Origin of the sequence: Jeotgalicoccus psychrophilus DSM 19085 (assembly GCF_000425845.1) — a bacterium.
Lineage (GTDB): Bacteria > Bacillota > Bacilli > Staphylococcales > Salinicoccaceae > Jeotgalicoccus > Jeotgalicoccus psychrophilus.
On sequence record NZ_KE384463.1, the window covers coordinates 202,140 to 227,303 of the forward strand.

Below are 25,164 nucleotides of genomic sequence, written 5' to 3' on the forward strand. Positions count from 1 at the left end.
ATTTTATTAGAAGTATATAATGAGGTGTATATAAATGTTTAAATTTAATGAAGAAGATACAGATTTAACCTGCTCATTCTGTGGTAAAGATCAGGAACAGGTTAAGAAACTTATCGCCGGCAGCGGTGTATACATTTGTAACGAATGTATCGAACTATGCTATGAAATTATAGAAGAAGAACTTAAGATGGATCACACTGCAGTTTTCGATTATATTCCGAAACCGCAGGAAATTTTAGAATCACTCGATGAGTATGTTATCGGCCAGCTGAACGCTAAACGCGCACTCAGCGTAGCTGTATACAACCACTACAAGCGTATTAACAACATGGGCGAAGATGAAGTTGAAATTGCTAAAAGTAATATCGCTTTAATCGGTCCTACAGGAAGCGGTAAAACACTTCTTGCACAAACATTAGCCCGTTCACTGAACGTGCCATTTGCGATTGCTGATGCGACGAGTCTGACTGAAGCAGGTTACGTGGGTGACGACGTTGAGAACATTCTTCTCCGTTTAATTCAGGCAGCGGACTTCGATGTTGAACGTGCTGAACAGGGCATTATTTACGTTGATGAAATCGATAAAATCGCACGTAAGAGCGAAAACACATCGATTACCAGAGACGTATCCGGTGAAGGCGTACAGCAGGCACTGCTTAAAATCTTAGAAGGCACAACTGCAAGCGTTCCTCCGCAAGGCGGACGCAAGCATCCGAACCAGGAGTCTATCCAGATCGATACGACGAACATCCTGTTTATTCTCGGCGGTGCATTCGACGGTATGGAAGACATCATTAAACGCCGTCTAGGCGATAAAGTGATTGGTTTCGGCGGCGCAGGTGAAGACTTTACGGATAAAGACGCACTTATGGCGAAAGTCCGTCCGGACGACCTTCAGAGCTACGGTCTGATTCCTGAATTTATCGGCCGTGTGCCGATCATCAGCTACTTAGAGGAGCTTGATGTTGACGCCTTGAAATCAATTTTAACTGAGCCGAAAAATGCGCTCGTTAAACAATATACGAGAATGATGTTAATCGACGACGTTGAACTTGAGTTTGAAGAAGACGCACTTGACGCAATCGCAGAACTTGCTATTGCACGTAAGACAGGTGCCCGCGGACTGCGTTCAATCATTGAAGAGCGCATGGTGGACATTATGTTCAAAGTGCCTTCAAACGACGACATTAAGAAAGTCGTTATTACCCGTGAAACGATTATAGATGAAAAAGATCCGCTGATTTTTGATGCGGATGGCAAAGAAATTACAGAAGATAAAAAAAGTGCATAAAATATAAAGGCTGTCATTGCGACAGCCTTTTTTAAAGGAAGTGACCAGCATGAAAATTAATCCAAGTAACGTAGATATTATTACTTCTGCAGTGAGTCCGGAACATTACCCGGAGACCGGTTTAAAAGAAATCGCATTGAGCGGGCGTTCAAACGTCGGTAAATCATCATTTATTAACGCTATGTGCGGCCGTAAAGGCGTCGCGCGTACTTCATCAAAACCGGGGAAAACAATTACCCTGAATTTCTACAACGCAGATAAGAAGTTTGTCTTTGTCGATGTGCCGGGCTACGGCTACGCAAAACAGTCGAAGTCTGAACGCGAGAAGTGGGGCGGCATGATCGAAGGCTACTTAAAAGACCGTGAAACACTCACATGTGTTGTACAGTTAGTCGACCTGCGTCATCCGCCGACAGCAGATGATATTTCGATGTACGATTTCTTGAAATATTACGAACTGCCGGTAATTATCGTTGCGACAAAGGCGGACAAAATTGCCCGCGGTAAAGTTCAAAAGCACATCAGTGTTATAAAAAGAGAGCTGGAAATGGAACCTGAAGACCAGATTTTCCCATTTTCTTCCTTAGACAAGCGAAATCTGCCTGAAATTATGACAGCTTTACAAAAGTTTGTCTAGAATGCTTGATATATACCTAATTTATAATTAGTATAAATAGGGAATAGATAAAGTGGTCCAACTGAGCACCTTTATTTGTGAGTTAAGTTTTGAGGGGGCATTATAGTGCATATTATTGCATTAAGTCTAAATTATAAAAAAACCGGCGTTGAAGAACGCGAACAGGTGACATTCCAGGACGAAGAAGTCGTTGAAGCACTGCATAAATTACGCGAACAAAAAAGCATACTTGAAGCGACATTGCTGTCGACGTGCAACCGCACAGAATTGTATGTAGTGAGTGATCAGGAACATACGGGGGCGTATTATTCCAGAAAATTCCTCGCTGACTGGTTCGATGTTGAATACGAAAAAATTAAAGATATGACAGATATGAAAGTAGCTGACGAAGCTGTTTCTCATCTGTTTAAAGTGACTGCCGGACTAGATTCGATGGTGCTGGGTGAAACGCAGATTCTCGGCCAGATCAGAGATGCGTTTTTAACTGCGCAGGAAGAACATACGACAGGGACAATCTTTAACAAGCTGTTTAAAGAAGCGATTACTGTCGCTAAACGCGGCCATAGTGAAACTGATATTTCGAAGAACGCAGTATCGATTTCATATGCAGCGGTAGAGCTTGCCAAACGCATTTTTGCCAATGTTAAGAAAAGCCGTGTGCTCGTTATCGGTGCAGGTGAAATGGCTGAAGAGTCACTCTTAAACTTAACGTCAAACGGTATCGAAGACGTCGTGGTCTTAAACCGTTCGGTTGAAAAAGCAGAAGAGCTGGCAGCACGCTTTAACGGCCGTGCAGCAAATCTGCACGCTTTAGAGTCTGAATTAAAAGAAGCTGACATCGTAATTTCAAGCACATCGTCACCGGATTATGTCATTAAAAAAGATATGATCGACATGGTGAATAAAACACGCGGCGGTTCACCGCTTATTTTAATCGATATCGCAATGCCGAGAGACATTGATCCTGAAATTGATTCAAGCGGCAACGTCTATATGTACAATGTGGATGATTTGCAGGGCTTAGTTGACTCTAACCTCGCTTCACGCGAACAGGAAGCCGAAAAAATCAAAGCGATGATAGACGGCACGACTGCGGAATTTGAAGATTGGCTCCGCGTTCAAGGTGTCGTGCCTGTTATTCAGGCGATGCGTACGAAGTCTTTAAACATTCACGATGAGACACTGGATTCACTGGAGCGTAAACTGCCGGATATGACAGAACGTGACCGCACGGTAATCTCAAAACATATGAAGAGTATTATTAATCAAATGCTGCGCGATCCGATTATTTTTACGAAAGAAATCGCCGGCGACAAAAAACGCGATGAGAAACTCGAAGATATTATGGCAATGTTCCATATTGAAGAAGAGGTTGAACTGGCGCGCGAAGATTCAAGTTCGAAACAAAGAGAGAAGCTCAGAGCACGTAAAGAACAGCTTAACCTTAATTAGCAAGGTGGATATCTTATGGATATGATGTTCCGCATTCAAGAAATTATATTACTGCTTTACTTTATCAGCCTTTCTGCACTGTCATATGATTTGTTTTTAAGAAATCGACAAGTCAGAAAGGTTTCTCTGTATGTACTGACCCCGGCGGTAATACTGCACTTTCTGTCTGTTGTGCAGCTCGGAATCCAGCTTGGCAGAATTCCGATATTAACGCTTGCTGAAAGTATATTCAGCTTAAGCCTGGTATTTATACTGCTCGGGCTTATACATTTTATGAAGACGAAATCGGAATTTATACTACTGTTTTACTTAATTATTACGATAGTTTTAATGACGTTCTATACATTTTCAGCGCTGAACTTCAGTTCAACGGCACTGACGCTTGAAATTGTGAACGAGCTCTTAATCGTCCATGTAGGCAGTGCACTGGCAGCCTATGTTATGTTCTTTATCGGCATGCTGAATGCCGTTATATACTTAGTTCAGCGCCGCAACTTAAAACAGAAAAAATTCAACAGAAGTTTCTTTTCGCTTTTCAGCATTGGCACCGCCGAAAAAGTAATGCTCAGGCTGACCTTTATCGGTGTGATTTTAATGAGTATAAGTATTATAATAGGAATCGTCTGGGGACTTCAGATCATTGGTCCAAGTGTCGTCTATGATCCGAAAGTCATCGGCACTGTATATGTTATTATTATGTACAGCATTATTTTAACAATGGTTAAATTTAAAGGTGATACGGCGAAATTTGCAGTATACAGCATCGCAATTTTTGTCTTTGTCATGCTGAATTATTTAATTCTTTCAGAATTATCGAGTTTTCATTTTTGGTCACTTTAAGGAGAGTATAAATCATGAGAAAAATTATCGTTGGTTCACGCAGAAGCGGACTTGCCTTAACGCAGTCGAAACAGTTTATTAAGAAACTGCAGGCACAGTTCCCGGATGCTGAAATTGAAATAAAAGAAATCGTCACTAAAGGTGACCGCATCGTCGACGTACAGTTATCTAAAGTCGGCGGCAAGGGATTATTTGTTAAAGAAATTGAAGAAGCACTTAAAAATAAAGAAATCGACATGGCGATTCACAGCTTAAAAGACGTACCGAGCGAACTGCCTGAAGGCTTCACAATTGCATGTGTGCCTGAACGTGAAGATATGCGCGACGCCTTTTTATCGAATAATAAAGTATTATTTAAAGACCTGCCGGCTGGCAGCATCGTCGGCACGTCAAGTCTCCGCCGCGGTGCACAGCTGTTAGCAATGCGCGATGATATTACTGTGAACTGGGTCAGAGGCAACATCGATACTCGCATTAAGAAAATGGAGTCGGGCGAATACGACGCTATTTTACTAGCGGCTGCAGGACTTAAACGTATGGGCTGGAGCGACAACGTTGTCACTGAATACTTCGACCCTGAAGAGTTTATTCCGGCAATTGCACAAGGGGCTTTAGGCATCGAAGTGCGTGAAGATGACACTGAATTAATAGAAATGCTGCAAACTGTCCACTCGGACCATGACGCGACGTGCACGACTGCTGAGCGTACGTTCTTAAAACGTATGGACGGCAGCTGCCAGGTGCCAATCGGCGGTTACGCAACGCTTGAGGACGGCGAATTGTACTTAACAGGATTAATTATGTCCGAAGACGGCAATGAACGGTTTGTTGTAAAGAAATCACATCAGGATCCGGTTCAGCTGGGTAACCTTGTTGCTGATGAAATGCAGAAAATCGGTGCGAAAGATATTATCGACATGATTAATGAGAATAATGCCGAGCAGTAAACCGGTTGTTTACGTGACACAGTCAACATTTGAAGAGGGGGAGGACGAGGCCTTAAATCTCGTCCATGCACCGCTCATTACGACTGAACGTCTGCCTTTTGACGAGACAGTTTTAAATACACACTATACGTGGCTCGTTATGACGAGTAAAAATACGGTGAAACATTTTCTGCCGTTTTTTAAACGTGTCAAAACGGATCACATTTCAAGCATCGGCGTAAAAACGACCGAAGCATTGAACAGTTACGGCATCGATGTGGACTTTGAGCCGTCGACCTATACACAGGAAGGGTTTATCGAAGAATTCACGATTAAGCCCGGCGATAAAATACTGTATCCGGCGAGCACGAAAAAACGTCCGCTGATGCGGGACTATATGCGTGAATCGGGGGCAATCGTTACAGAAATCGAATTGTATTACCCGAAAGTTCACGAAGGTTCGATTGAACAGATCAGAAAAAACATAAATCATATCGATTATTTAACGTTATCATCACCGTCTGCAGTCGACAGTTTAATGGGCCATTTTAAAGCTGATGAACTGAAGAATATTCATTTAATCGCGATTGGTCACGTGACTGAAGCGAGATTAAAGGAGTACGGCCTGACTGCATCAAAACCGGAGCATGAAACACTCGGACATATGATTGATTTTATAAAGGAGAGTATTCATAATGAATTTTGACAGACATCGCCGTTTAAGACAAAGCGGCTTTATGCGCGACATGGTACGCGAAACAAAACTATCAAAAGATGATTTAATCTATCCGATTTTCGTCGTTGAAAAACCGGACGTCAAACAGGAAGTATCATCGATGAAAGGTGTATATCAGATTTCATTGAACCTGCTTAAAGAAGAGCTGGACGAGGTCGTTGCACTTGGCATTAAGAGTGTTATTTTCTTCGGCATTCCGAATGAAAAAGATCCTGAAGGTACAGGGGCTTACCACGATCACGGTATCGTGCAGGAAGCGTGCCGCCTGTCGAAAGAACATTATCCTGAACTGCTCGTTATTTTAGACACGTGCTTATGTGAATATACAGATCACGGCCACTGCGGCTTAATTGATCCTGTAACTAAAGACGTCGACAATGATGCATCACTGCCATTGCTCGTACAGACTGCAGTATCACAAGCTAAAGCCGGTGCTGATATTATTGCACCAAGCAATATGATGGATGGTTTCGTTACTGAAATCCGCCAGGGGCTGGACGCTGCGGGCTACTCGCATATTCCAATTATGAGCTACGGCATTAAGTATTCGTCTAAGTTCTACGGTCCGTTCAGAGATGCAGCGGAATCAACTCCGTCATTCGGCGACCGCCGAACGTATCAGATGGATCCGGCGAACCGTCTGGAGGCACTCCGTGAACTAGACAGCGATATACTTGAAGGTGCGGATATGATGATCGTTAAACCGGCCTTGTCTTACCTCGATATTATTCGCGATGTGCGCAATAACTCAAATCTGCCGATCGTTGCTTATAACGTGAGCGGTGAGTATGCAATGACGCGTAATGCAATTGATCAGGGACTTTTAGATGAAGAAGTAATCGCTGAACAGATGATTTCAATGAAGCGCGCAGGCGCTGATATGATTATTACTTATTTCGCAAAAGAACTTGCGGAAAAAATTAATAAGGGAGAAATTTAAGATGTATAACAAGTCAAAAGAATTATATGCTGAAGCAGTTAAAGTAATGCCCGGCGGTGTGAACTCTCCGGCACGTGCCTTTAAATCTGTCGGCGACCACCCGTTATTTATCGACCACGCTAAGGGTGCGCGTCTTTACGACGTCGACGGCAATTCATATATCGACTATTCATTAAGTTTCGGCCCTTTAATTTTAGGCCACGCAGACGAAAAGACAGTTAAAAGCGTCCAGGATGCCGCAGTTAAAGGCACATCTTTCGGTGCGCCGACAGAGCTTGAAACAACAATGGCTGAACTTGTTATGGAACGCGTGCCATCTATCGAGATGATTCGTATGGTATCGTCAGGTACTGAAGCAACGCTAGCAGTATTACGTCTAGCGCGCGGCTATACAGGCAGAGAAAAAATACTTAAATTTGAAGGCTGCTACCACGGCCACAGTGACTCGTTATTAATTAAAGCAGGTTCCGGTGTTGCAACGCTTGGACTGCCGGACTCACCGGGAGTACCTGAAGGCACTGCGAAAAATACAATTACTGTACCTTATAACGACGAAGCCAGTCTGAAAGAAGCATTCGATAAATTCGGCGATGATATCGCAGCAGTTATTATGGAGCCTGTAGCAGGCAACATGGGTGTCGTACCGCCGGTTGAAGGCTACCTTCAGTTCGTGCGTGATATTACAGAGAAAAACGGTTCACTGTTAATCTTCGATGAAGTCATGACAGGATTCCGTGTCGGATTTAACTCAGCACAGGGACACTTCGGTATTACACCGGACTTAACTTGTCTCGGTAAAGTAATCGGCGGCGGACTGCCGGTCGGTGCTTACGGCGGCAAGAAAGAAATTATGGAACGTATTGCCCCTGCTGGCGACATTTATCAGGCTGGAACACTTTCAGGTAATCCGCTGGCAATGAGTGCAGGCCTTGCGACCTTAAGCCAGTTAACAGAAGACAGCTACAAATACTTCGGCAAGCTGGCGGATCAGCTTGAAGCGGGACTGAAAGAAGTATTTGCCAAACACAAGACACCAATTACGATTAACCGTGCAGGCTCAATGATCGGCTTCTTCTTAACTGAAGGACCTGTAACTGATTTCGACAGTGCGAATAAGAGCGATTTAGACTTATTCAAAGCAATGTACCAGGCCTTATTAGCAGAAGGTATTTACCTTCCTCCATCACAGTTCGAAGGCATGTTCCTATCAACGAAACATACTGAAGAAGATATAGAGAAGACAATTACTGCGTTTGATAATGCATTAAGTAAAGTTACGGGTAAATAATTTAAATTTTGTACTTCATGCGGGATAGAATATGTGTATAATAGTAGTACTAGTATAAATGGGGGTAGACATAAATGAGTGATAAGAAAAAACGTTCACGCGGCGTAAAAGTCGATGGCCAGCCTCGTGTCATCGAGAAAAATCCAGATAACAGTACAAAAGGCACGGTACACCTTTACTGGGTAATACCGGTTATAATCGTTTTCCTAATTGTTCCATTACTTATTTTCCACTTGGGCGGCGGCGGAAGCGACACTGCATCTGAAGAAGAAGCTGCAACAGAAGAAACAGCGGATTCAGGAGAAGAGTCAGGTGAATCTGAAGAAGGCGGCGAAGAAACTGCATCAAGCGGAGATGTTGATGCTGAAGGAATCGCCCGCGATAACTGTGCGTCATGTCACGGACAGGACTTCTCAGGAGCTATGGGTCCGGCTTTAGCGGGAACTAGTCTTGCTGAAGATGAATTTACATCAATCGTCCGCGACGGCCAGGGATCTATGCCTGCATTTAGTGCAGACCAGGTTGCTGACGAAGAACTGACAGCAATGTACCAGTTCTTCAGTGAACAATAATATTTGAGATAAAAAGACAAACTCGTATTGTATGAGTTTGTCTTTTTCTATATATACAGAGGTTGGGAGACGGAGTATATGAACAAGACAGGGGAAAAAGGGAATTTAAACGGCAGAAATCTGGTCATTGCGATTTTAATTATCGGTGCGTTTATTTCGATTTTAAATCAGACGCTGCTGGTCACGGCCGTACCGGTCATTATGAAAGATTTGGACATTCCGTTCAGCACAGCGCAGTGGCTGACGACCGGTTTCTTTTTAGTGAACGGAATAATGATTCCGATATCTGCATTTTTAATTAATAAATTTACAACGCGGAAACTCTATATGACCGCGATGATTTTATTTACAATTGGAACGATTGTCGCAGCACTGTCGACAGTGTTTCCAATGCTGCTCGCCGGGCGCATACTGCAGGCATCAGGCGCGGGTATTATGATGCCCTTATCACAGGTGATTTTACTGCAGATGTTCACGGTCGAAAATCGGGGCAAGGCGATGGGACTGTTCGGGCTGATTATCGGCTTTGCACCCGCCATCGGACCGACACTGTCAGGCTACATAGTTGAATTCTGGCCCTGGCGCACGCTGTTCATTATCATTACACCGCTTGCAGCATTGAATATAGTATTTGCATTCTTCTATATGCGGAACGTCACTGAACAGACGAATCCGAAAGTGGATATCCTCTCAATCGTGATGTCGACACTTGGCTTCGGCGGACTGTTATACGGTTTCTCAGTTGCCGGAGTCAGCGGCTGGCTGAGTGTGGAAGTCCTGCTGCCAATCTTTGCAGGATTATTTATTGTCGGACTGTTTGTCAGAAGACAATTTAAACTGACGCAGCCGATATTGGAAATACGTGTCTTAAAAAATCCGTATTTCCTCATGGCGTCACTGATCGGGATTATCGTCTTTGTGTCGATGGTCAGTGCGAACAATATCGTTCCTGTCTTAATGCAGGACATGCTCGGCTTTACCGCATTCCAGTCAGGACTGTCACTCTTACCGGGTGCCCTGGTCATGGGTGTCATCTCACTCATCGCCGGCTGGCTCTTTGACCGCTACGGCATCCGGCTGCTGACATTTACGAGTCTGATCTTAATATTAGTGACGTCGGTGCTGATGTCGTTTTTAAGCACAGAAACAACATTTACCTATATTACAATCGTTTATACTGTGCGCCTTGCCGGCGTTGGACTGTCGATGATGGCACTCACAACATACGCGATGAACGCGCTCGAGAACCATATGATCTCCCACGGCACATCGCTGAACAATACGATGCGCCAAATCGGCGGTTCGCTCTTCACGGCACTCTTTATTACAATCATGACCGGCGTCGCGTTTAACATGTCCGGTGGAAATCCGACAACTGCGGATGAAATCGCAGGGGTAAACGCCACCTTCATCACATCCGCAGTGCTGGCGGTGATCGGTTTAATATTTGCCTTCTTTTTAAAAGAACAGGAAAGAGTTGTGAGCGATAAAGACCGCCCGGACGAGCTGGAATGACAACGGCGTTTTCCTGTTGTGAACCGAAGTTAATAACAACGAGTATTAACGAAAATTAAGGGTATTTGAAAGTATTGATATGTGATTCATCTAGTTAAAGTACGACGGGGAAACGCCGTCGTAGTCGAAGCGGTGTTAAAGTACGACGGTCAAACACCGTCGTATTCGAAGCTGTGTTAAAGTCCGACGGGGAAGCGGTGTCGTATTCGAAGCGATGTTAAAGTACGACGGGGAAACGCCGTCGTACTCGAAGCGATGTTAAAGTCCGACAGGCAACCGCCGTCGGCCTCCAAACGCCAGCCAGCACTCAAAATCAACACAAATCACTCTAAACAACACCAAATCACGCTGCAGCACAGTTTTCTGAATAAAGTGTAAAATGCAACTTACTTTATTTCAGCCATAATATAAGTTATTATTATAGATGAATCTCCAATAGATAAGGTGATGTTATGAAAGTTCTTCGTTTTCTGCTGCTTGTAGCCGCTGCGGCTCTTATTTCTTACGGACTGTCTTCACTCGGCATGATTTTACCGTGGCTGTTTGGTTCGATGATCGCAACCATTCTTTATATCCGGCTCGTCAAACGCGAGTTATATTTCCCGCGCTGGCTCGGTGATCTCGGTGTTATTATTATGGCTATCGAGATCGGCTCCACATTGACACTAGATGCACTTTTAGACATGCGCGCTGATTTATTTAATATTTTTCTTATGACGATTCTCGTTCTTTTACTTAGTCTCGCATTATCGAGACTCTTCATTTATTTAACCGGCAGTACACCGGAGACTGCGGTGCTTGCTTCCGTGCCTGGTGCCTTGTCTCAAATGCTGATTATGGCCGAAGAGGAGAAGCGCGCTGATATTCTGCTCGTCACGCTGACGCAGATGTCCCGCATCATACTCATCGTACTGATCGTGCCGTTCGTTTCAGGCTTCTTCAAGCCGGCATCAGAAGCGAACGCACTGCCAATCGAAGTCGATTATATTTCGACGATTTTCACACCGCAAATGCTCATTATTCCGCTCGCTGCTCTCGCGCTGATTTACCTGCTCAACAAGATAAAATTCCCGGCGAGTTTAATGCTCGGCCCGATTCTCGTCTTAATTATATGGAACTTAACAACGGGCATTGAGTTTTCGCTGGATCTCACATTTATTAACGTCGCTCAGATTCTGTTTGGTATCCGTATCGGACTGCAGATTGCCTCTCTGATGACGCAGCTCAACAAACGTCTGATTTTCTCGATATTACTGCAGAATTTAATACTGATTTTCGGCACCATGTTCATTGTCTTTGTCTTCCAGCTGTTTACAACGCATCAGTTTAACGACTTGTTCTTAAGTGCCGCACCAGGCGGGCTCGGACAGATTATCGTGATTGCGATTGAAACCGGCGGCAACATCGCGATGATTTCGAGTTACCACATCTTCAGGATATTCTTTATCATTATCGTCGTCGTCCCGATCGTCGGCTACTATTTAAAATATCTGAACAAAAAACGCGCCAAATAGTCTGTCACTTCAATCTTGACAGTTATTTAAAAGTCGCATAATATTAACTTATATAAATAAGAGACGTAGAAGAGTAGCTGTATGCAGGCGATAATCAGAGAGTAAACGATTGGTGAAAAGTTTACCGGTGCATGCTGTGAACGTAGTCTATGATAAGTTTTGTGTGAACGCCGGCCAACCAGCCGATCAGTAATCCAAAACGTGCGGTGAGCGTTAATCACCAAGTTGAGATGCAGGCTTAAAGCCTGAATTTAGGTGGCACCGCGGAACTCCCGTCCTATTTATGGACTGGAGTTTTTTTGTTTTTAAAATTATGAGGAGTGATCATATGGAAATGCCGAAAAAGTATAATCCGGCTGAAGTTGAAAAAGGTAAGTATGAGAAGTGGATTGAACAGGGACTATTTAAATCAGATGTAAACAGTGATAAAGAACCATTCTCCATCGTCATTCCGCCGCCGAACGTTACGGGTAAACTTCACCTTGGGCATGCATGGGATACGACGCTGCAGGACATCATCACGCGCATGAAGCGTATGCAGGGATACGACGTACTGTATTTACCGGGCATGGACCATGCGGGTATCGCAACGCAGGCTAAGGTGGATGCGCGTCTTCGTGAAGAAGGCATTAAAGCGTCGGACATCGGCCGCGAGAAGTTTTTAGAGCACGCATGGAACTGGAAAGAGGAATATGCGTCTCATATTCGTGAGCAGTGGGAGAAACTTGGCTTAGGTCTCGATTACGATAAAGAGCGCTTTACCCTTGATGCAGGACTGTCGAAAGCAGTACGCAAAGTATTTGTTGATATGTACAACAAGGATTTAATTTACCGCTGTGAATATATTATTAACTGGGATCCACAGACACAGACAGCTCTAAGTGATATCGAAGTGATTCACAAGGATATTGAAGGCAAATTCTATCACGTGAAATATCCGTTAACGGACGGTTCAGGTTTCTTAGAAATCGCAACGACGCGTCCCGAGACAATGCTCGGTGATACTGCGGTTGTTGTGCACCCGGATGACGAACGCTATAAAGATTTTATCGGCAAAACTGTAACGCTGCCAATCGTCGGCCGTGAACTGCCGATTATTGCGGATTCTTACGTGGAACAGGAATTCGGTTCAGGTGCAATGAAAGTCACACCGGCACACGATCCGAATGACTTTGAAATTGGTAACCGTCACGATTTAGAGCGTATTAACGTTATGCATCCGAACGGTGTCATTAATGAGCTTGGCGGCCAGTATGAGGGTATGGACCGTTTCGACTGCCGCAAGCAGCTGGTAAAAGACCTTGAAGCAGCAGGTTATATGATTAAAATCGAAGCACATATGCATTCTGTCGGACATTCTGAGCGCAGTAACGCCATTGTTGAGCCGTATTTGTCAACGCAGTGGTTCGTCAGCATGAAGCCTTTAGCTGAGAAGAGCTTGCAAAACCAGGAGACGGATAATCGCGTTGATTTCGTGCCAAACCGTTTTGAGCATACGTTTAACGGCTGGATGGAAAACATTCGCGACTGGGTTATTTCACGTCAGTTATGGTGGGGCCATCAGATTCCTGCCTGGTATCACAATGAAACAGGGGAGTTATATGTCGGTGAAGAAGCGCCTGCAGACAGTGAAAACTGGACACAGGACGAAGATGTTCTGGATACGTGGTTCTCAAGTGCCTTATGGCCGTTTTCGACAATGGGCTGGCCGGACGAAACACCGGATCTTGCCAAGTACTTCCCGACGAATGTACTCGTAACAGGTTACGATATTATCTTCTTCTGGGTGGCACGCATGATCTTCTCATCTCTTGAGCAGACTGGTGAGAAGCCGTTTGACGATGTGCTGCTGCACGGCCTTGTACGCGATGAGCAGAACCGTAAAATGTCGAAATCACTCGGCAACGGTGTCGACCCGATGGATGTTATTGAGAGATACGGCGCAGATGCGCTCCGCTACTTCTTATCGACAGGTTCAACACCAGGCCAGGATCTCCGCTATTCAGACGAAAAAGTGGAAAGCGTCTGGAACTTTATCAACAAAATCTGGAACGCATCACGTTTTGCGCTCATGAACATCGGTGAAGACTTTACGCTGGAAGATATTGATCTTTCAGGCGATAAATCACTCGCTGACAAATGGATTCTGACACGCTTAAACGAGACAATCGCTGACGTGACTCGCTTATCTGAAGACTACGAGTTCGGTGAAGTCGGGCGTTCATTATATAACTTTATCTGGGATGATTTCTGTGACTGGTATATTGAAATGGCGAAAGTGCCGATGACAGATGGTACAGATGAAGAGAAACAGATGACACGTTCAGTGCTGCTTTATACGCTGGATAAAATTCTGAAAATGCTTCACCCGTTCATGCCGTTTGTAACGGATGAAATTTATCAGACGATCAACAAGAAAACGTCAATCGTCGTAAGCGAATGGCCGACAGTTGACGAATCGTTAAACTTTGACGATGCTTCAGCTGACATGGAACTCTTAGTAAATATTATTAAATCGGTTAGAACGACGCGTAACGAAGTCAATACGCCTTTATCTAAACCAATTGATATTAAACTTGAAGTGAAAGATGAAGCGAGACGTGCTGCGGTAGAACGCAACAAGCACTATATCGAACGTTTTACTAATCCTGAACATTTAACAATCGCTGCAGCAATAGAAAAAGGCGATGACGATAAGACAGATGTGGTTAAAGGCGCGACAGTAATACTGCCGCTTGCCGGACTCATCAACAAAGAAGAAGAAATTGCCCGTCTTGAAAAAGAACTCAGCCGCCTGTCAGGTGAATTAAAACGCGTTGAAGGTAAATTAAACAACGACAAGTTCGTCAGCAATGCACCGGATAAAATTGTTGAAGAAGAACGTCAAAAACAAGCAGGTTACGAAGCGCAGTATAAAGAAGTAGAAGCGCGTATCGTAAGCTTGAGGGGTGTGAAGTAATAAATGGAGTATCAGGACAGCCTGAATTGGATACACGAACGTGCCAAATTCGGTATTAAGCCGGGTGTGAAGCGGATGGAATGGATGCTGGATAAGCTGGGCAATCCTGAGAAGAAAATTACGGGTGTCCATATCGTCGGCACGAACGGCAAAGGATCGACATTGTCTTATATGCGAAGTGCACTGAATGAAAACGGCTATACAGTGGGGACATTTACGTCCCCCTATATCGAAGTATTCAACGAGCGTATTTCGATTGACGGCAGACCGATATCTGACGAAGACATTGCCATGCTGGTTAATATCGTGCGCCCGGTGTCGGAACGTATGGTGGAAGAAACGGATTTAGGCACGTCGACGGAATTTGAAATCATTACGATGATGATGTTCGTCTACTTCGGCAACGTGCATCCGGTGGATTATGTGCTGGTTGAAGCGGGTTTAGGCGCAACACACGACTCGACAAATGTCTTTAATCCGGTGATGACGCTCTTAACGAGTATCGGTCTTGATCATATTGATATTCTCGGAGACACGCTCTTAGATATTACTAAAGATAAATCCGGTGTGATTAAAGAAAATATTCCTTTAGTCTTTAACGTCAAAGATGATGCCTGCCGGGATTATATTTATAAAGTGCTCGATGAGAAAAATGCGAAAGGCATAGAACTGACACGCGACGTTATTTTAGTCCCAAACGGTGAGGAATTCAGCTTTAAATACGGCAAGTACGACTTTGATGATATTAAACTTGAAATGCTCGGCCGCCATCAGCAGGAAAATGCATCGATTGCGATTGCTGCACTGCTTGAAATGATGGACCGTGATCTGGTTAAACTGGACGTCAATAAAATGATCCAGGGTGTAGAAAAAACATTCTGGACGGGGCGTATCGAACGCATCAGCGAAGATCCGGTAATCATTCTGGACGGTGCACATAACAACGAAGCAGTGGATGTACTTGTGGATACGATGCGTGAGCATTACTCTGATAAAAAGATTACGGTATTATTCTCTGCAGTCAAAGGCAAGCCACTAGATAAGATGGTGTATAAAATCGGTATGCTGGCAGACACCTTTAACGTCACGGAGTTCGACTTCTTTAAAGCAGAAGACGGCGAAGTGCTGTTTAACGCCATCGAGCATCCGAATAAGCACTTTGTCAAAGATTATATTGATTATATTAAGAATTTTGATGGAGAAATGCTGCTTGTTACAGGAAGCTTATACTTTATAAGTGAAGTGAAGCAGGGTTTAAGAGCAAAATAGCTTATTTAAAGACAGCAGGGGGAATCCTCTGCTGTCTTTTTTCTCGTTTAGGTAAAAACAGCTAATTGTCCCATTGAACTGACTACATTGGGGTGATAAACACTATTCAACCTAATGAAGCCGCAACGATGGGGTGATAATTGGTATTTGCCCCAATGAAGCCGCAACGATGGGGTGATAACTGCCGCGCTCCGCTTGGCTGCCTCCCCACAGGAAGTAAGATTAAAATTTTATGTCCTGTGGGGAGGTTAATGGGAGATGGATATACATGAGCCAGCCAAAAGGATCCCATAAAAAAAGAGCACCCAAGGTGCTCTCTAAAAAAATTTAATAAGTGAAAATTATAAACCAGTACCATCTTTTTTGTTGTCTTCCATACCTTTTAATGAATCTCTCATTTCGCGTAAGAGAACCAACTGTTCGTCTTCAACTTCTTCTTCAACGAATTTGTTCTTAGTTAATTTGTTAACGACTTTAACAAATACGAATACTGCTGCACCGATAATAACGAAGTCGATAATTGCCTGGATGAATACGCCGTATGTAATGCCCATATATACCCAGTTTGATGCGAAATCAGTATCACCGAAAATTAAAGCGATTAACGGCATAATAATAGTTTCTACTAATGCCTGAACAATTTTTCCGAATGCTGCACCGATAACTACTGCGACTGCCAGATCTATAACGTTGCCGCGCAGCATAAAGTCTTTAAATTCCTGCCACATAAAATGACCTCCTGAGTGTTTGACATAGTAACTTTTTATAATAATACATGAATATTTCACGATATCAAGTGTTATTTTACATATTAATAATATCTTAACACAAGGACTTGCAAGCAAATCACTAATAATGTTTAGTTATGAATGTTATAATTAAAGATAATTAAATGTTATTCTTATATCAAGCTTATTCATATCACAAGTTTCGATGAAAGCATTTACTTTATATTGAGAGTAAGTATACAATTAGGATGACTAAATTTAGAGGGGGCTTTTAATGATGTCAAAGAACGTTAAAGACAATTCTCGTCAGACATTATCAGTGAATGGTAAAGATTATACTTATTACAGCCTGCAATCACTAGCAGATTCAGGCATGAGCAAGTCTGAGAACTTGCCGTATTCAATCCGCGTATTACTGGAGTCAGTATTGAGACAGTATGACGGCAGTGTGATTAACGATAATCATATTGAAGCATTAGCAAACTGGGACAAAGGGGAAATTAAAGGTAAAGAAGTTCCATTTAAACCTTCCCGCGTAATTCTACAGGATTTCACAGGAGTACCTGCTGTAGTTGACCTTGCTTCACTGCGTACAGCTATGGAAGCAGTCGGCGGAGATGTACAGAAAATCAATCCTGAAGTACCGGTTGACTTAGTAATTGACCACTCAGTACAGGTTGACGAGTACGGCAGCACGAGTGCATTACAGAAAAACATGGACCTTGAGTTTGAGCGTAACATGGAGCGTTATGAGTTCCTTCGCTGGGCAACTAAAGCGTTCGATAACTACCAGGCTGTTCCGCCTGCAACAGGTATCGTTCACCAGGTTAACCTTGAGTATCTTGCTAACGTAGTACACGCTAGAGGAGAAGAAGGCGAACAGGTTCTTTTCCCGGATACATTAGTGGGAACTGACTCTCATACGACGATGATCAACGGTCTCGGCGTTCTTGGATGGGGTGTCGGCGGTATCGAAGCTGAAGCGAGTATGCTTGGACAGCCTTCATACTTCCCGGTTCCTGAAGTTATTGGGGTACGTATGACTAACTCATTACCTGAAGGTACAACTGCAACAGACCTTGCTTTAAAAGTAACTGAGGTTCTTAGAAAGAAAGGCGTTGTCGGTAAATTTGTAGAGTTCTTCGGACAAGGGGTAACAGAATTACCGCTTGCTGACCGCGCAACAATCGCAAACATGGCACCGGAATACGGTGCAACTTGCGGATTCTTCGCAGTTGACGATGAAACACTTGATTACATGAGACTGACAGGACGCGACGCAGATCACATCGATGTTGTTCGCGAATACCTGAAAGAAAATAACTTATTCTTCGATCCGGCAGTAGAACCAACTTATACTGACGTTGTTGAAGTTGACTTATCATCAGTTGAATCATCACTTGCTGGACCGAAACGTCCACAGGATTTAATCAGCCTGTCAAACATGAAAGATGAATACAAAAAATCAGTTACAGCACCGAGCGGTAACCACGGCCACGGCTTAACTGAAGAAGAATTCGGTAAGACAGGTACTGTGAAGTACAACGACGGCGAAGAGCAGGAACTTAAAACAGGTGACCTTGTAATCGCTGCAATCACTTCATGTACTAACACATCGAATCCGTACGTTATGCTTGGTGCCGGTTTAATTGCTAAAAAAGCAGTTGAAAAAGGTCTGACTGTACCTAAGTACGTTAAGACTTCATTAGCACCGGGTTCTAAAGTTGTTACAGGATACCTTGAAGACGCAGGTCTTCAGCCGTACCTTGATCAGCTCGGATTCAACTTAGTTGGTTACGGCTGTACAACATGTATCGGTAACTCAGGTCCATTACGTCCTGAAGTAACGAAAACAATCGTTGATGACGACATGTTAGTGTCATCTGTATTATCAGGTAACCGTAACTTTGAAGGACGTATCCACCCGTTAGTTAAAGCGAACTACTTAGCTTCGCCTCAGCTTGTTGTGGCATACGCACTTGCAGGTACTGTTGATATCGATCTTCGCACTGAGCCATTAGGCCAGGACAAAGACGGTAACGATGTATTCATGAAAGATATCTGGCCTTCAATCAAAGAGGTTAGAGACACTGTAATGTCTACAGTAACACCTGAACTATTCAGAAAAGAATACGAAACAGTATTCGATTCAAACGAAACTTGGAATAACATTGAAGTTACCGATGCACCATTATACGATTTCGGTGACGAATCAACATATATCCAAAACCCGTCATTCTTCCAGAACTTATCTAAAGAAGCCGGTAAAATTGAGCCGTTAAATGGCCTCAGAGTACTTGGTAAATTTGGAGATTCTGTAACGACTGACCACATTTCACCAGCAGGTGCGATCGGTAAAGATACGCCGGCAGGTAAATGGTTAATCGAACAAGGCGTGTCACCACGTGACTTTAACTCTTACGGTTCACGCCGCGGTAACCACGAAGTAATGGTACGCGGAACATTCGCTAACATCCGTATCCGTAACGAAATTGCTCCGGGTACAGAGGGCGGATTCACAACTCACTGGCCGACAGGCGAAGTGACAAGCATCTATGAAGCATCAGAGAAATACCTTGAAGAAGGTACAGGACTGATGATCGTAGCAGGCGACGACTACGGCATGGGATCAAGCCGTGACTGGGCTGCTAAAGGCACAAACTTACTTGGTGTTAAAGCAGTATTAGCAGCAAGCTACGAGCGTATCCACCGTTCAAACTTAGTAATGATGGGTGTTCTGCCATTACAATTTGTTAACGGCGAAAACGCTGAAGACCACGGACTTGACGGTTCTGAGTCTTTCGATATTAATATCGATGAAAGTGTTACAGCTGGAGAAATTATCGATGTTGTTGCGACGAAAGTCAACGGCGACAAAGTTAAACTTAAAGCTAAAGTACGCTTTGACTCAGACGTTGAAGCAGACTACTACAGACACGGCGGTATTTTACAGCTTGTGCTCCGTAAGAAGATTGCATCAGCTTAATAAGAATTTAAAAACAGATTTCATAAATCCATCAAAGCGATGCTTTGATGGATTTATATTTTGAGCTGACCGATGTCGCATGTGTTACATTCATCGGGTCGATAAAAACCAATTGACCGCATGTGTTCCTCTCATACGGTCGATAAAAACCAATTGACCGCATGTAGCTCACTCATCCGGTCGATACAAACCATTCGACCGCATGTACCACACTCATCCGGTCGACGATATAACCACTAAACCTAGCAACACAGGCAGCAAAAAAACGGCCTGAAAGTCCAAATCAGACTTCAGGCCGTTCTCTTATTTGTCAATTACATAAACGTAATCTTCGGTTCAGTGCCGTCTTTAATACGTTGCATGTTGGAAATATGTTTTACAACAACGATAATTCCAAGTACAACTCCAAAGCCGATCATAAAAGGGTCGCCGGTAAACATCACACTGATGATTAATGCAATGGCTGCAAATACACTTGAAAGTGATACGTATTTCGATACTTTTAAAGTGATTAAAAACGTTGCAATCAGCACCAGGAAGATAATCGGATTTGCTGCTAAAATAGCACCGCCGCCTGTTGCGACTGCTTTGCCGCCTTTGAATTTTAAAAATATTGAATAGACGTGGCCGATTGCCGCGACAACCCCGAATATTACTACAGGGAAATCAACGTCAGTACTGACGAGCATTGCAACCCATACCGGTATTGCACCTTTTAACAGGTCGAGAATCAGTACAACAATACCGGCTTTCTTGCCGAGTATACGGAATGTGTTCGTCGTGCCGATATTGCCGCTCCCATGTTCACGCAAATCAATTTTATAAAATGTTTTGCTGATAAACAAGCTGAATGGAATTGAGCCGAAAAGGTAGCTGAAAATTAATAATAAAATAACTGTATACACTAAATAATCCCCTTTTGCTATCAGGTACTAATAGTTTACCATAAAAAAATATTTTCGCCATATAATTATAAAGTAGTCTATAATATAATTATGTAAACTTTATATATTTTGTTGCAAAACTTAGAGATTTATATAAAAATAGATAAGTAGATTAATTTAACGAACATACGTTTGTATTGTTTGTAGGAGGATACAGACTTGGCAAAACAAACTGGATATACCGATGAGTCCATTCAAATATTAGAAGGCCTGGATGCTGTTAGAAAGCGTCCGGGTATGTATATCGGTTCTACAGATACGAGAGGTCTGCACCATCTCGTATATGAAATTACCGACAATGCGGTCGATGAGATTATTAACGGCCACGGCAATGAAATCAATATTACGATTAACAAAGATGAAAGTATTACAATTCGCGATAACGGCCGCGGGCTGCCGACGGGTATGCACTCGTCGGGGCGTCCGACAGCAGAAGTTATTTTTACAGTGCTGCATGCTGGCGGAAAGTTCAGCTCGGATAACTACAAATCCGCAGGAGGACTTCACGGCGTTGGGTCATCTGTCGTTAACGCCTTAAGTGAATCGATGAAAATCCGTGTCTTTAGAAACGGCAAGATTCACGAGCTGTCGTTTAAAAACGGCGGCAAGGTCGACGGCAAGTTAAAAGAAGTCGGCAAAACAAAAGAGACGGGGACAGAAGTCACGTTTAAACCGGATCCTGAAATCTTTAAACAGACGATTGCGTTTAACTTTGAAACAATCGCTGAGCGTATGCGCGAGTCTGCATTTTTAACTAAAGGCTTAAAGATTACGATTAACGACAAGCGTACTGATGAAGAGGAAATCTTCCAGTTTGAAGACGGGCTGAAATCATTCATTGAATTCTTAAACGAAGGCAAGGATGATATCGGCAATATCGTCATGTTCGAAGGGAAATACAATGAAATGGTTGCCGAAGTCGCGTTCCAGTTTAATGACCAGTACTCGGAAACGATTATTTCATTCGTGAACAACGTCCGCACAAAAGACGGCGGAACGCACGAAGTCGGTTTTAAAACCGGCTTTACACGTGCCTTTAACGAATACGCGCGTAAAATCGGTGAATTAAAAACGAAAGATAAAAACCTGGAGGGCAGTGATATCCGTGAAGGATTGACTGCGGTTGTTTCTATTAAACTTCCCGAACACCTGCTCCAGTTCGAAGGCCAGACAAAAGGCAAGCTTGGCACTTCAGAAGCCCGCAACTTAATGGAAACATTGTTAACTGAACAGCTGCCTTACTATTTAGAAGAGAACGGCGCCTTATCAACACAGCTCGTTAAAAAGGCAATTAAAGCCCGCCAGGTGCGTGAAGCTGCCCGTAAAGCGCGTGAAGAAGCCCGCAGCGGCAAAAAGAATAAATCGAGAGATACGCTGCTGTCAGGTAAATTAACGCCGGCACAAAGCAAGAACGCGAAGAAAAACGAATTGTTCCTGGTAGAGGGTGACTCTGCCGGCGGTTCAGCCAAGCAGGGACGCGATAGACGTTTCCAGGCTATTCTGCCTTTACGCGGTAAAGTGATTAATACTGAAAAAGCGAAGTTCGAAGATATCTTTAAAAATGAAGAAATCAATACTATTACTCATACTATCGGTGCCGGTGTCGGGACTGACTTTAAAGTGGATGATACGAACTACGACAAGATTATTATAATGACCGATGCGGATACGGACGGGGCGCATATTCAAGTATTGTTATTAACGTTCTTCTTTAATTACATGCGTCCGTTATTTGAAGCAGGCAAGATTTATATTGCACTGCCGCCGCTCTATAAACTAGAGAAAAAAGGCAAGAAAAAAGATATTAAATATCTCTGGACTGAAGACGAGCTTGCTGCAGCACAGGAAGAAATGGGTGGTAATGTCGAGCTGCAGCGCTACAAAGGTCTCGGTGAGATGATGGCCGAACAGCTGTGGGAAACGACGATGGATCCGGATACGCGCACTCTGATTCAAGTGAGAATTGAAGACGAAGCATTATCCTTAAAACGTGTGACAACGCTAATGGGTGATAACGTTGAAATCAGACGTAAGTGGATCGATTCAAACGTGTCATTTACGCTGGAAGAAGGTAACAGCATTCTTGATAATCAGGATGTAGAAAAATTAGCAGAGAGTGATGAAGATTATGGCCGAGCATAACCCAATTCAGCAATTAAAATTAGAAGATGTAATCGGAGACCGCTTTGGGAGATACAGTAAGTACGTCATTCAGGACCGGGCAATACCGGATGTGCGTGACGGACTGAAACCCGTGCAGCGCCGTATTTTATACGCGATGTATAAAGAGGGCAATACGTTCGATAAAAACTACCGTAAAAGTGCAAAAACCGTTGGTAACGTCATTGGTAACTATCACCCGCACGGTGAAAGCAGTATATACGATGCCATGGTTCGTCTGGGCCAGGATTGGAAGATGCGTGAAGAGCTCATTCTGATTCACGGTAACAAAGGGAGCGTCGACGGCGACCCTGCAGCTGCGATGCGTTATACGGAAGCGAAACTCGCTGAGATTTCAAGTGAGCTGTTAAGAGATCTCAACAAAAATACTGTGCCGTTTATGGATAATTTCGATGATACGGAACAGGAACCGTCAGTACTGCCGGCAAAATACCCGAACCTGCTCGTTAACGGCGCAACGGGGATTTCTGCAGGGTATGCAACGGATATTCCGCCGCATAATTTAGGCGAGGTAATTGATGCGACCTTAAAAATCATCGATAAGCCAAGTGTTTCTATCGATGAACTGCTTGAAATCGTTAAAGGCCCGGATTTCCCGACAGGGGCAATTATCCAGGGTAAAAACGAGCTTAAAAAAGCGTACACAACAGGCAAAGGCAGAATTGTTGTCCGCAGTTTAGTCACAAAAGAAGAAACACGCGGCAACAAAATGAACATTGTAATCACTGAAATTCCATATGAAGTGAATAAAGCGAATATGGTTAAGAAAATGGATGAAATCCGTGCAGACAGACAGGTGGACGGTATTATCGAAGTCCGTGATGAAACGGACAGAGAAGGTATGAGAATTGTCATTGAAGCGCGTAAAGATGCGAATATCGATGCGATTATTAACTACCTGTACAAGAAGACGGATTTACAGATTTCATATAACTTCAATATGGTGGCAATCAGCGACCGGGCACCGAAGCAGATGGGCTTAAAAGATATACTTGAAGCGTATATTAAGCATCAGAAAATAGTGGTAACGAACCGCTCGCAGTATGATCTTGAACATGCCGAGAAGCGTATGCATATTATCGAAGGGCTGATTAAAGCATTATCCATTCTCGATGAAGTCATTCGTACAATCAGAGAGTCTGAGAATAAACGTAATGCCAAAGAAAATCTGGTGGAACGTTATGACTTCACCGAGCGTCAGGCAGAAGCTATCGTTATGCTTCAGCTGTACCGTTTAACGAATACGGATATTGCAGAGCTTGAAACAGAACAGAGCGAGCTCCAGTTCCAGATTAATCAGCTGACTGAAATTTTAGGCGATGAGAAAAAATTAAAGGCTGTTATTAAATCAGAACTCAGAGAAATTAAGAAAAAGTATGCTTCAGAACGTTTAACTTCAGTAGAAGATGTCATTCAGACGATTGAGATTTCTAAAGAACAGTTAATCGCCAAAGAAGATACAGTCGTTTCTCTGACAAAAGAGGGCTACGTGAAACGTACGAGCCTCCGGAGCTACAATGCATCAAAACCGGAAGAGCTGGGAATGCGTGAAGGAGATAAGACACTATTCAGCAGTATGTCGAATACACTGGAACAGCTCTTAGTCTTCACAAACTTCGGCAACTATATGATTATTCCGGTTCACGGCCTTCAGGATACTAAATGGAAAGATATGGGGCAGCACTTGTCGTCGAGATTCAATTTAAAACATGCTGAAGAGCCGATTTTTGCCACGACGATCGCTAAGTTCGATGAAAATGTCAGTGTTGTGATGGCAACGAAACTGGGCCAGGTGAAACAGACCTTGTTAAGCGAATTTGAAGCGACGCGTATTTCACGTCCGATCGTCAATATTAAGCTGAAAAAAGATGATGAAGTCATCGGTATTTCTATAACAGAAACTGGTAAAGAATCATTACTGTTCGTCACTGAAAAAGGCTTAACGCTGAAGTATCCGGCAATTGAAGTATCGGCAACAGGCTTGAAATCTCAAGGTGTTAAAGCGATGAACGTAAAAGCAGATGATAATCTCGTCTTCGGTGAACTCATCCCTGAAGAAGGAAACCTCGTTACAGTATCAAACAGAGGTGCGGTAAAACGCACGAGTCTCGATACGTTCGAACCAGGTGCAAGAGCACAGGTCGGTTCAATGCTGTATAAAGATATTAAATCTAAACCGCACAGAGTGGTTGCAGCTTCTGTCACAGGGGCAGGCAAAGACCAGTCAATTGAACTCATATCAGAAACGAACACTCACATACTGCGTGCCAATGAAGTGCGTTTAAGCGGTAAGTATTCCAACGGCTCCTTTGTCGTTGAAGAAGAAAGCTTCGGCGTAGTGACAGATGCACACTTCAGCGCCTTATAAATATAAAAAAATGCAGGA

General features: G+C 43.5%; 18 protein-coding genes and 1 other annotated feature. Of the genes, 16 read left to right on the top strand and 2 right to left on the bottom strand.

All coding sequences use genetic code 11. The features are described 5' to 3' along the window. Window positions 1–34: 34 nt before the first annotated feature. The 13 genes from clpX (at window position 35) to H625_RS0109855 (ending at window position 15,939) form a co-directional block, all read left to right on the top strand. Entirely contained in the window at window positions 35–1,291 is a 1,257-nt protein-coding gene (gene clpX / locus H625_RS0109795; protein ID WP_026859748.1) for an ATP-dependent Clp protease ATP-binding subunit ClpX, read from the top strand. 49 nt (window positions 1,292–1,340) lie between these two features. Continuing rightward, complete coding sequence (yihA, locus tag H625_RS0109800; RefSeq protein ID WP_026859749.1) at window positions 1,341–1,928, top strand: ribosome biogenesis GTP-binding protein YihA/YsxC; 588 nt, start codon at window positions 1,341–1,343, stop codon at window positions 1,926–1,928. 105 nt (window positions 1,929–2,033) lie between these two features. Beyond that, complete coding sequence (gene hemA / locus H625_RS0109805; protein ID WP_026859750.1) at window positions 2,034–3,380, top strand: glutamyl-tRNA reductase; 1,347 nt, start codon at window positions 2,034–2,036, stop codon at window positions 3,378–3,380. Window positions 3,381–3,395: 15 nt separating this feature from the next. Then, the gene (ccsA, locus tag H625_RS0109810) at window positions 3,396–4,220 is read left to right on the top strand and encodes a cytochrome c biogenesis protein CcsA (protein WP_026859751.1); all 825 of its coding nucleotides are present in this window, start codon (window positions 3,396–3,398) and stop codon (window positions 4,218–4,220) included. Window positions 4,221–4,234: 14 nt separating this feature from the next. Next, the gene (gene hemC / locus H625_RS0109815) at window positions 4,235–5,167 is read left to right on the top strand and encodes a hydroxymethylbilane synthase (RefSeq protein ID WP_026859752.1); all 933 of its coding nucleotides are present in this window, start codon (window positions 4,235–4,237) and stop codon (window positions 5,165–5,167) included. After that, window positions 5,154–5,852 (top strand): uroporphyrinogen-III synthase, encoded by a 699-nt coding sequence (locus H625_RS0109820; RefSeq protein WP_026859753.1) that lies wholly within the window; start codon window positions 5,154–5,156, stop codon window positions 5,850–5,852. The genes hemC and H625_RS0109820 overlap by 14 nt, the downstream gene beginning before the upstream one ends. Then, window positions 5,842–6,822: a porphobilinogen synthase gene (gene hemB, locus H625_RS0109825; protein WP_026859754.1), complete on the top strand. Its 981-nt coding sequence runs from the start codon at window positions 5,842–5,844 to the stop codon at window positions 6,820–6,822. The genes H625_RS0109820 and hemB overlap by 11 nt, the downstream gene beginning before the upstream one ends. Before the next feature lies 1 nt (window position 6,823). Further along, complete coding sequence (gene hemL / locus H625_RS0109830) at window positions 6,824–8,110, top strand: glutamate-1-semialdehyde 2,1-aminomutase (RefSeq protein WP_026859755.1); 1,287 nt, start codon at window positions 6,824–6,826, stop codon at window positions 8,108–8,110. Between the two features lie 74 nt (window positions 8,111–8,184). Next, complete coding sequence (locus tag H625_RS0109835) at window positions 8,185–8,682, top strand: c-type cytochrome (RefSeq protein ID WP_084135821.1); 498 nt, start codon at window positions 8,185–8,187, stop codon at window positions 8,680–8,682. Window positions 8,683–8,760: 78 nt separating this feature from the next. Next, window positions 8,761–10,197: an MDR family MFS transporter gene (locus H625_RS12965; RefSeq protein WP_035785713.1), complete on the top strand. Its 1,437-nt coding sequence runs from the start codon at window positions 8,761–8,763 to the stop codon at window positions 10,195–10,197. 452 nt (window positions 10,198–10,649) lie between these two features. After that, window positions 10,650–11,711: an AbrB family transcriptional regulator gene (locus tag H625_RS0109845; protein ID WP_026859757.1), complete on the top strand. Its 1,062-nt coding sequence runs from the start codon at window positions 10,650–10,652 to the stop codon at window positions 11,709–11,711. A 51-nt stretch (window positions 11,712–11,762) separates the two neighbouring features. Continuing rightward, window positions 11,763–11,994: a binding site (T-box leader), on the top strand. A 45-nt stretch (window positions 11,995–12,039) separates the two neighbouring features. Next, window positions 12,040–14,670 carry a valine--tRNA ligase gene (locus tag H625_RS0109850; protein ID WP_026859758.1) on the top strand — a complete coding sequence of 877 codons (2,631 nt, stop codon included), beginning with the start codon at window positions 12,040–12,042 and terminating at the stop codon, window positions 14,668–14,670. A 3-nt stretch (window positions 14,671–14,673) separates the two neighbouring features. Then, window positions 14,674–15,939 carry a bifunctional folylpolyglutamate synthase/dihydrofolate synthase gene (locus H625_RS0109855; RefSeq protein ID WP_026859759.1) on the top strand — a complete coding sequence of 422 codons (1,266 nt, stop codon included), beginning with the start codon at window positions 14,674–14,676 and terminating at the stop codon, window positions 15,937–15,939. A gap of 341 nt (window positions 15,940–16,280) precedes the next feature. Here the strand turns inward: H625_RS0109855 and mscL are convergent, their stop codons facing one another. Beyond that, window positions 16,281–16,667 (bottom strand): large conductance mechanosensitive channel protein MscL, encoded by a 387-nt coding sequence (gene mscL / locus H625_RS0109860; RefSeq protein WP_026859760.1) that lies wholly within the window; start codon window positions 16,665–16,667, stop codon window positions 16,281–16,283. 277 nt (window positions 16,668–16,944) lie between these two features. Here mscL and acnA point away from each other — a divergent pair, with 277 nt between their 5' ends. Continuing rightward, window positions 16,945–19,653, top strand: coding sequence for an aconitate hydratase AcnA (gene acnA / locus H625_RS0109865; RefSeq protein ID WP_026859761.1), 2,709 nt, complete (start codon window positions 16,945–16,947; stop codon window positions 19,651–19,653). Window positions 19,654–19,967: 314 nt separating this feature from the next. Here acnA and plsY read toward each other — a convergent pair whose 3' ends face one another. After that, window positions 19,968–20,558, bottom strand: coding sequence for a glycerol-3-phosphate 1-O-acyltransferase PlsY (plsY, locus tag H625_RS0109870; RefSeq protein WP_026859762.1), 591 nt, complete (start codon window positions 20,556–20,558; stop codon window positions 19,968–19,970). A gap of 198 nt (window positions 20,559–20,756) precedes the next feature. Between plsY and parE the strand changes: the two genes are divergently transcribed. Both parE and parC read left to right on the top strand, forming a co-directional pair. Beyond that, the gene (gene parE, locus H625_RS0109875) at window positions 20,757–22,739 is read left to right on the top strand and encodes a DNA topoisomerase IV subunit B (RefSeq protein WP_026859763.1); all 1,983 of its coding nucleotides are present in this window, start codon (window positions 20,757–20,759) and stop codon (window positions 22,737–22,739) included. Next, window positions 22,726–25,146, top strand: a complete 2,421-nt coding sequence (gene parC, locus H625_RS0109880) for a DNA topoisomerase IV subunit A (protein WP_026859764.1) — start codon at window positions 22,726–22,728, stop codon at window positions 25,144–25,146. Before parE ends, parC begins: the two co-directional genes overlap by 14 nt. Window positions 25,147–25,164 lie beyond the last annotated feature (18 nt).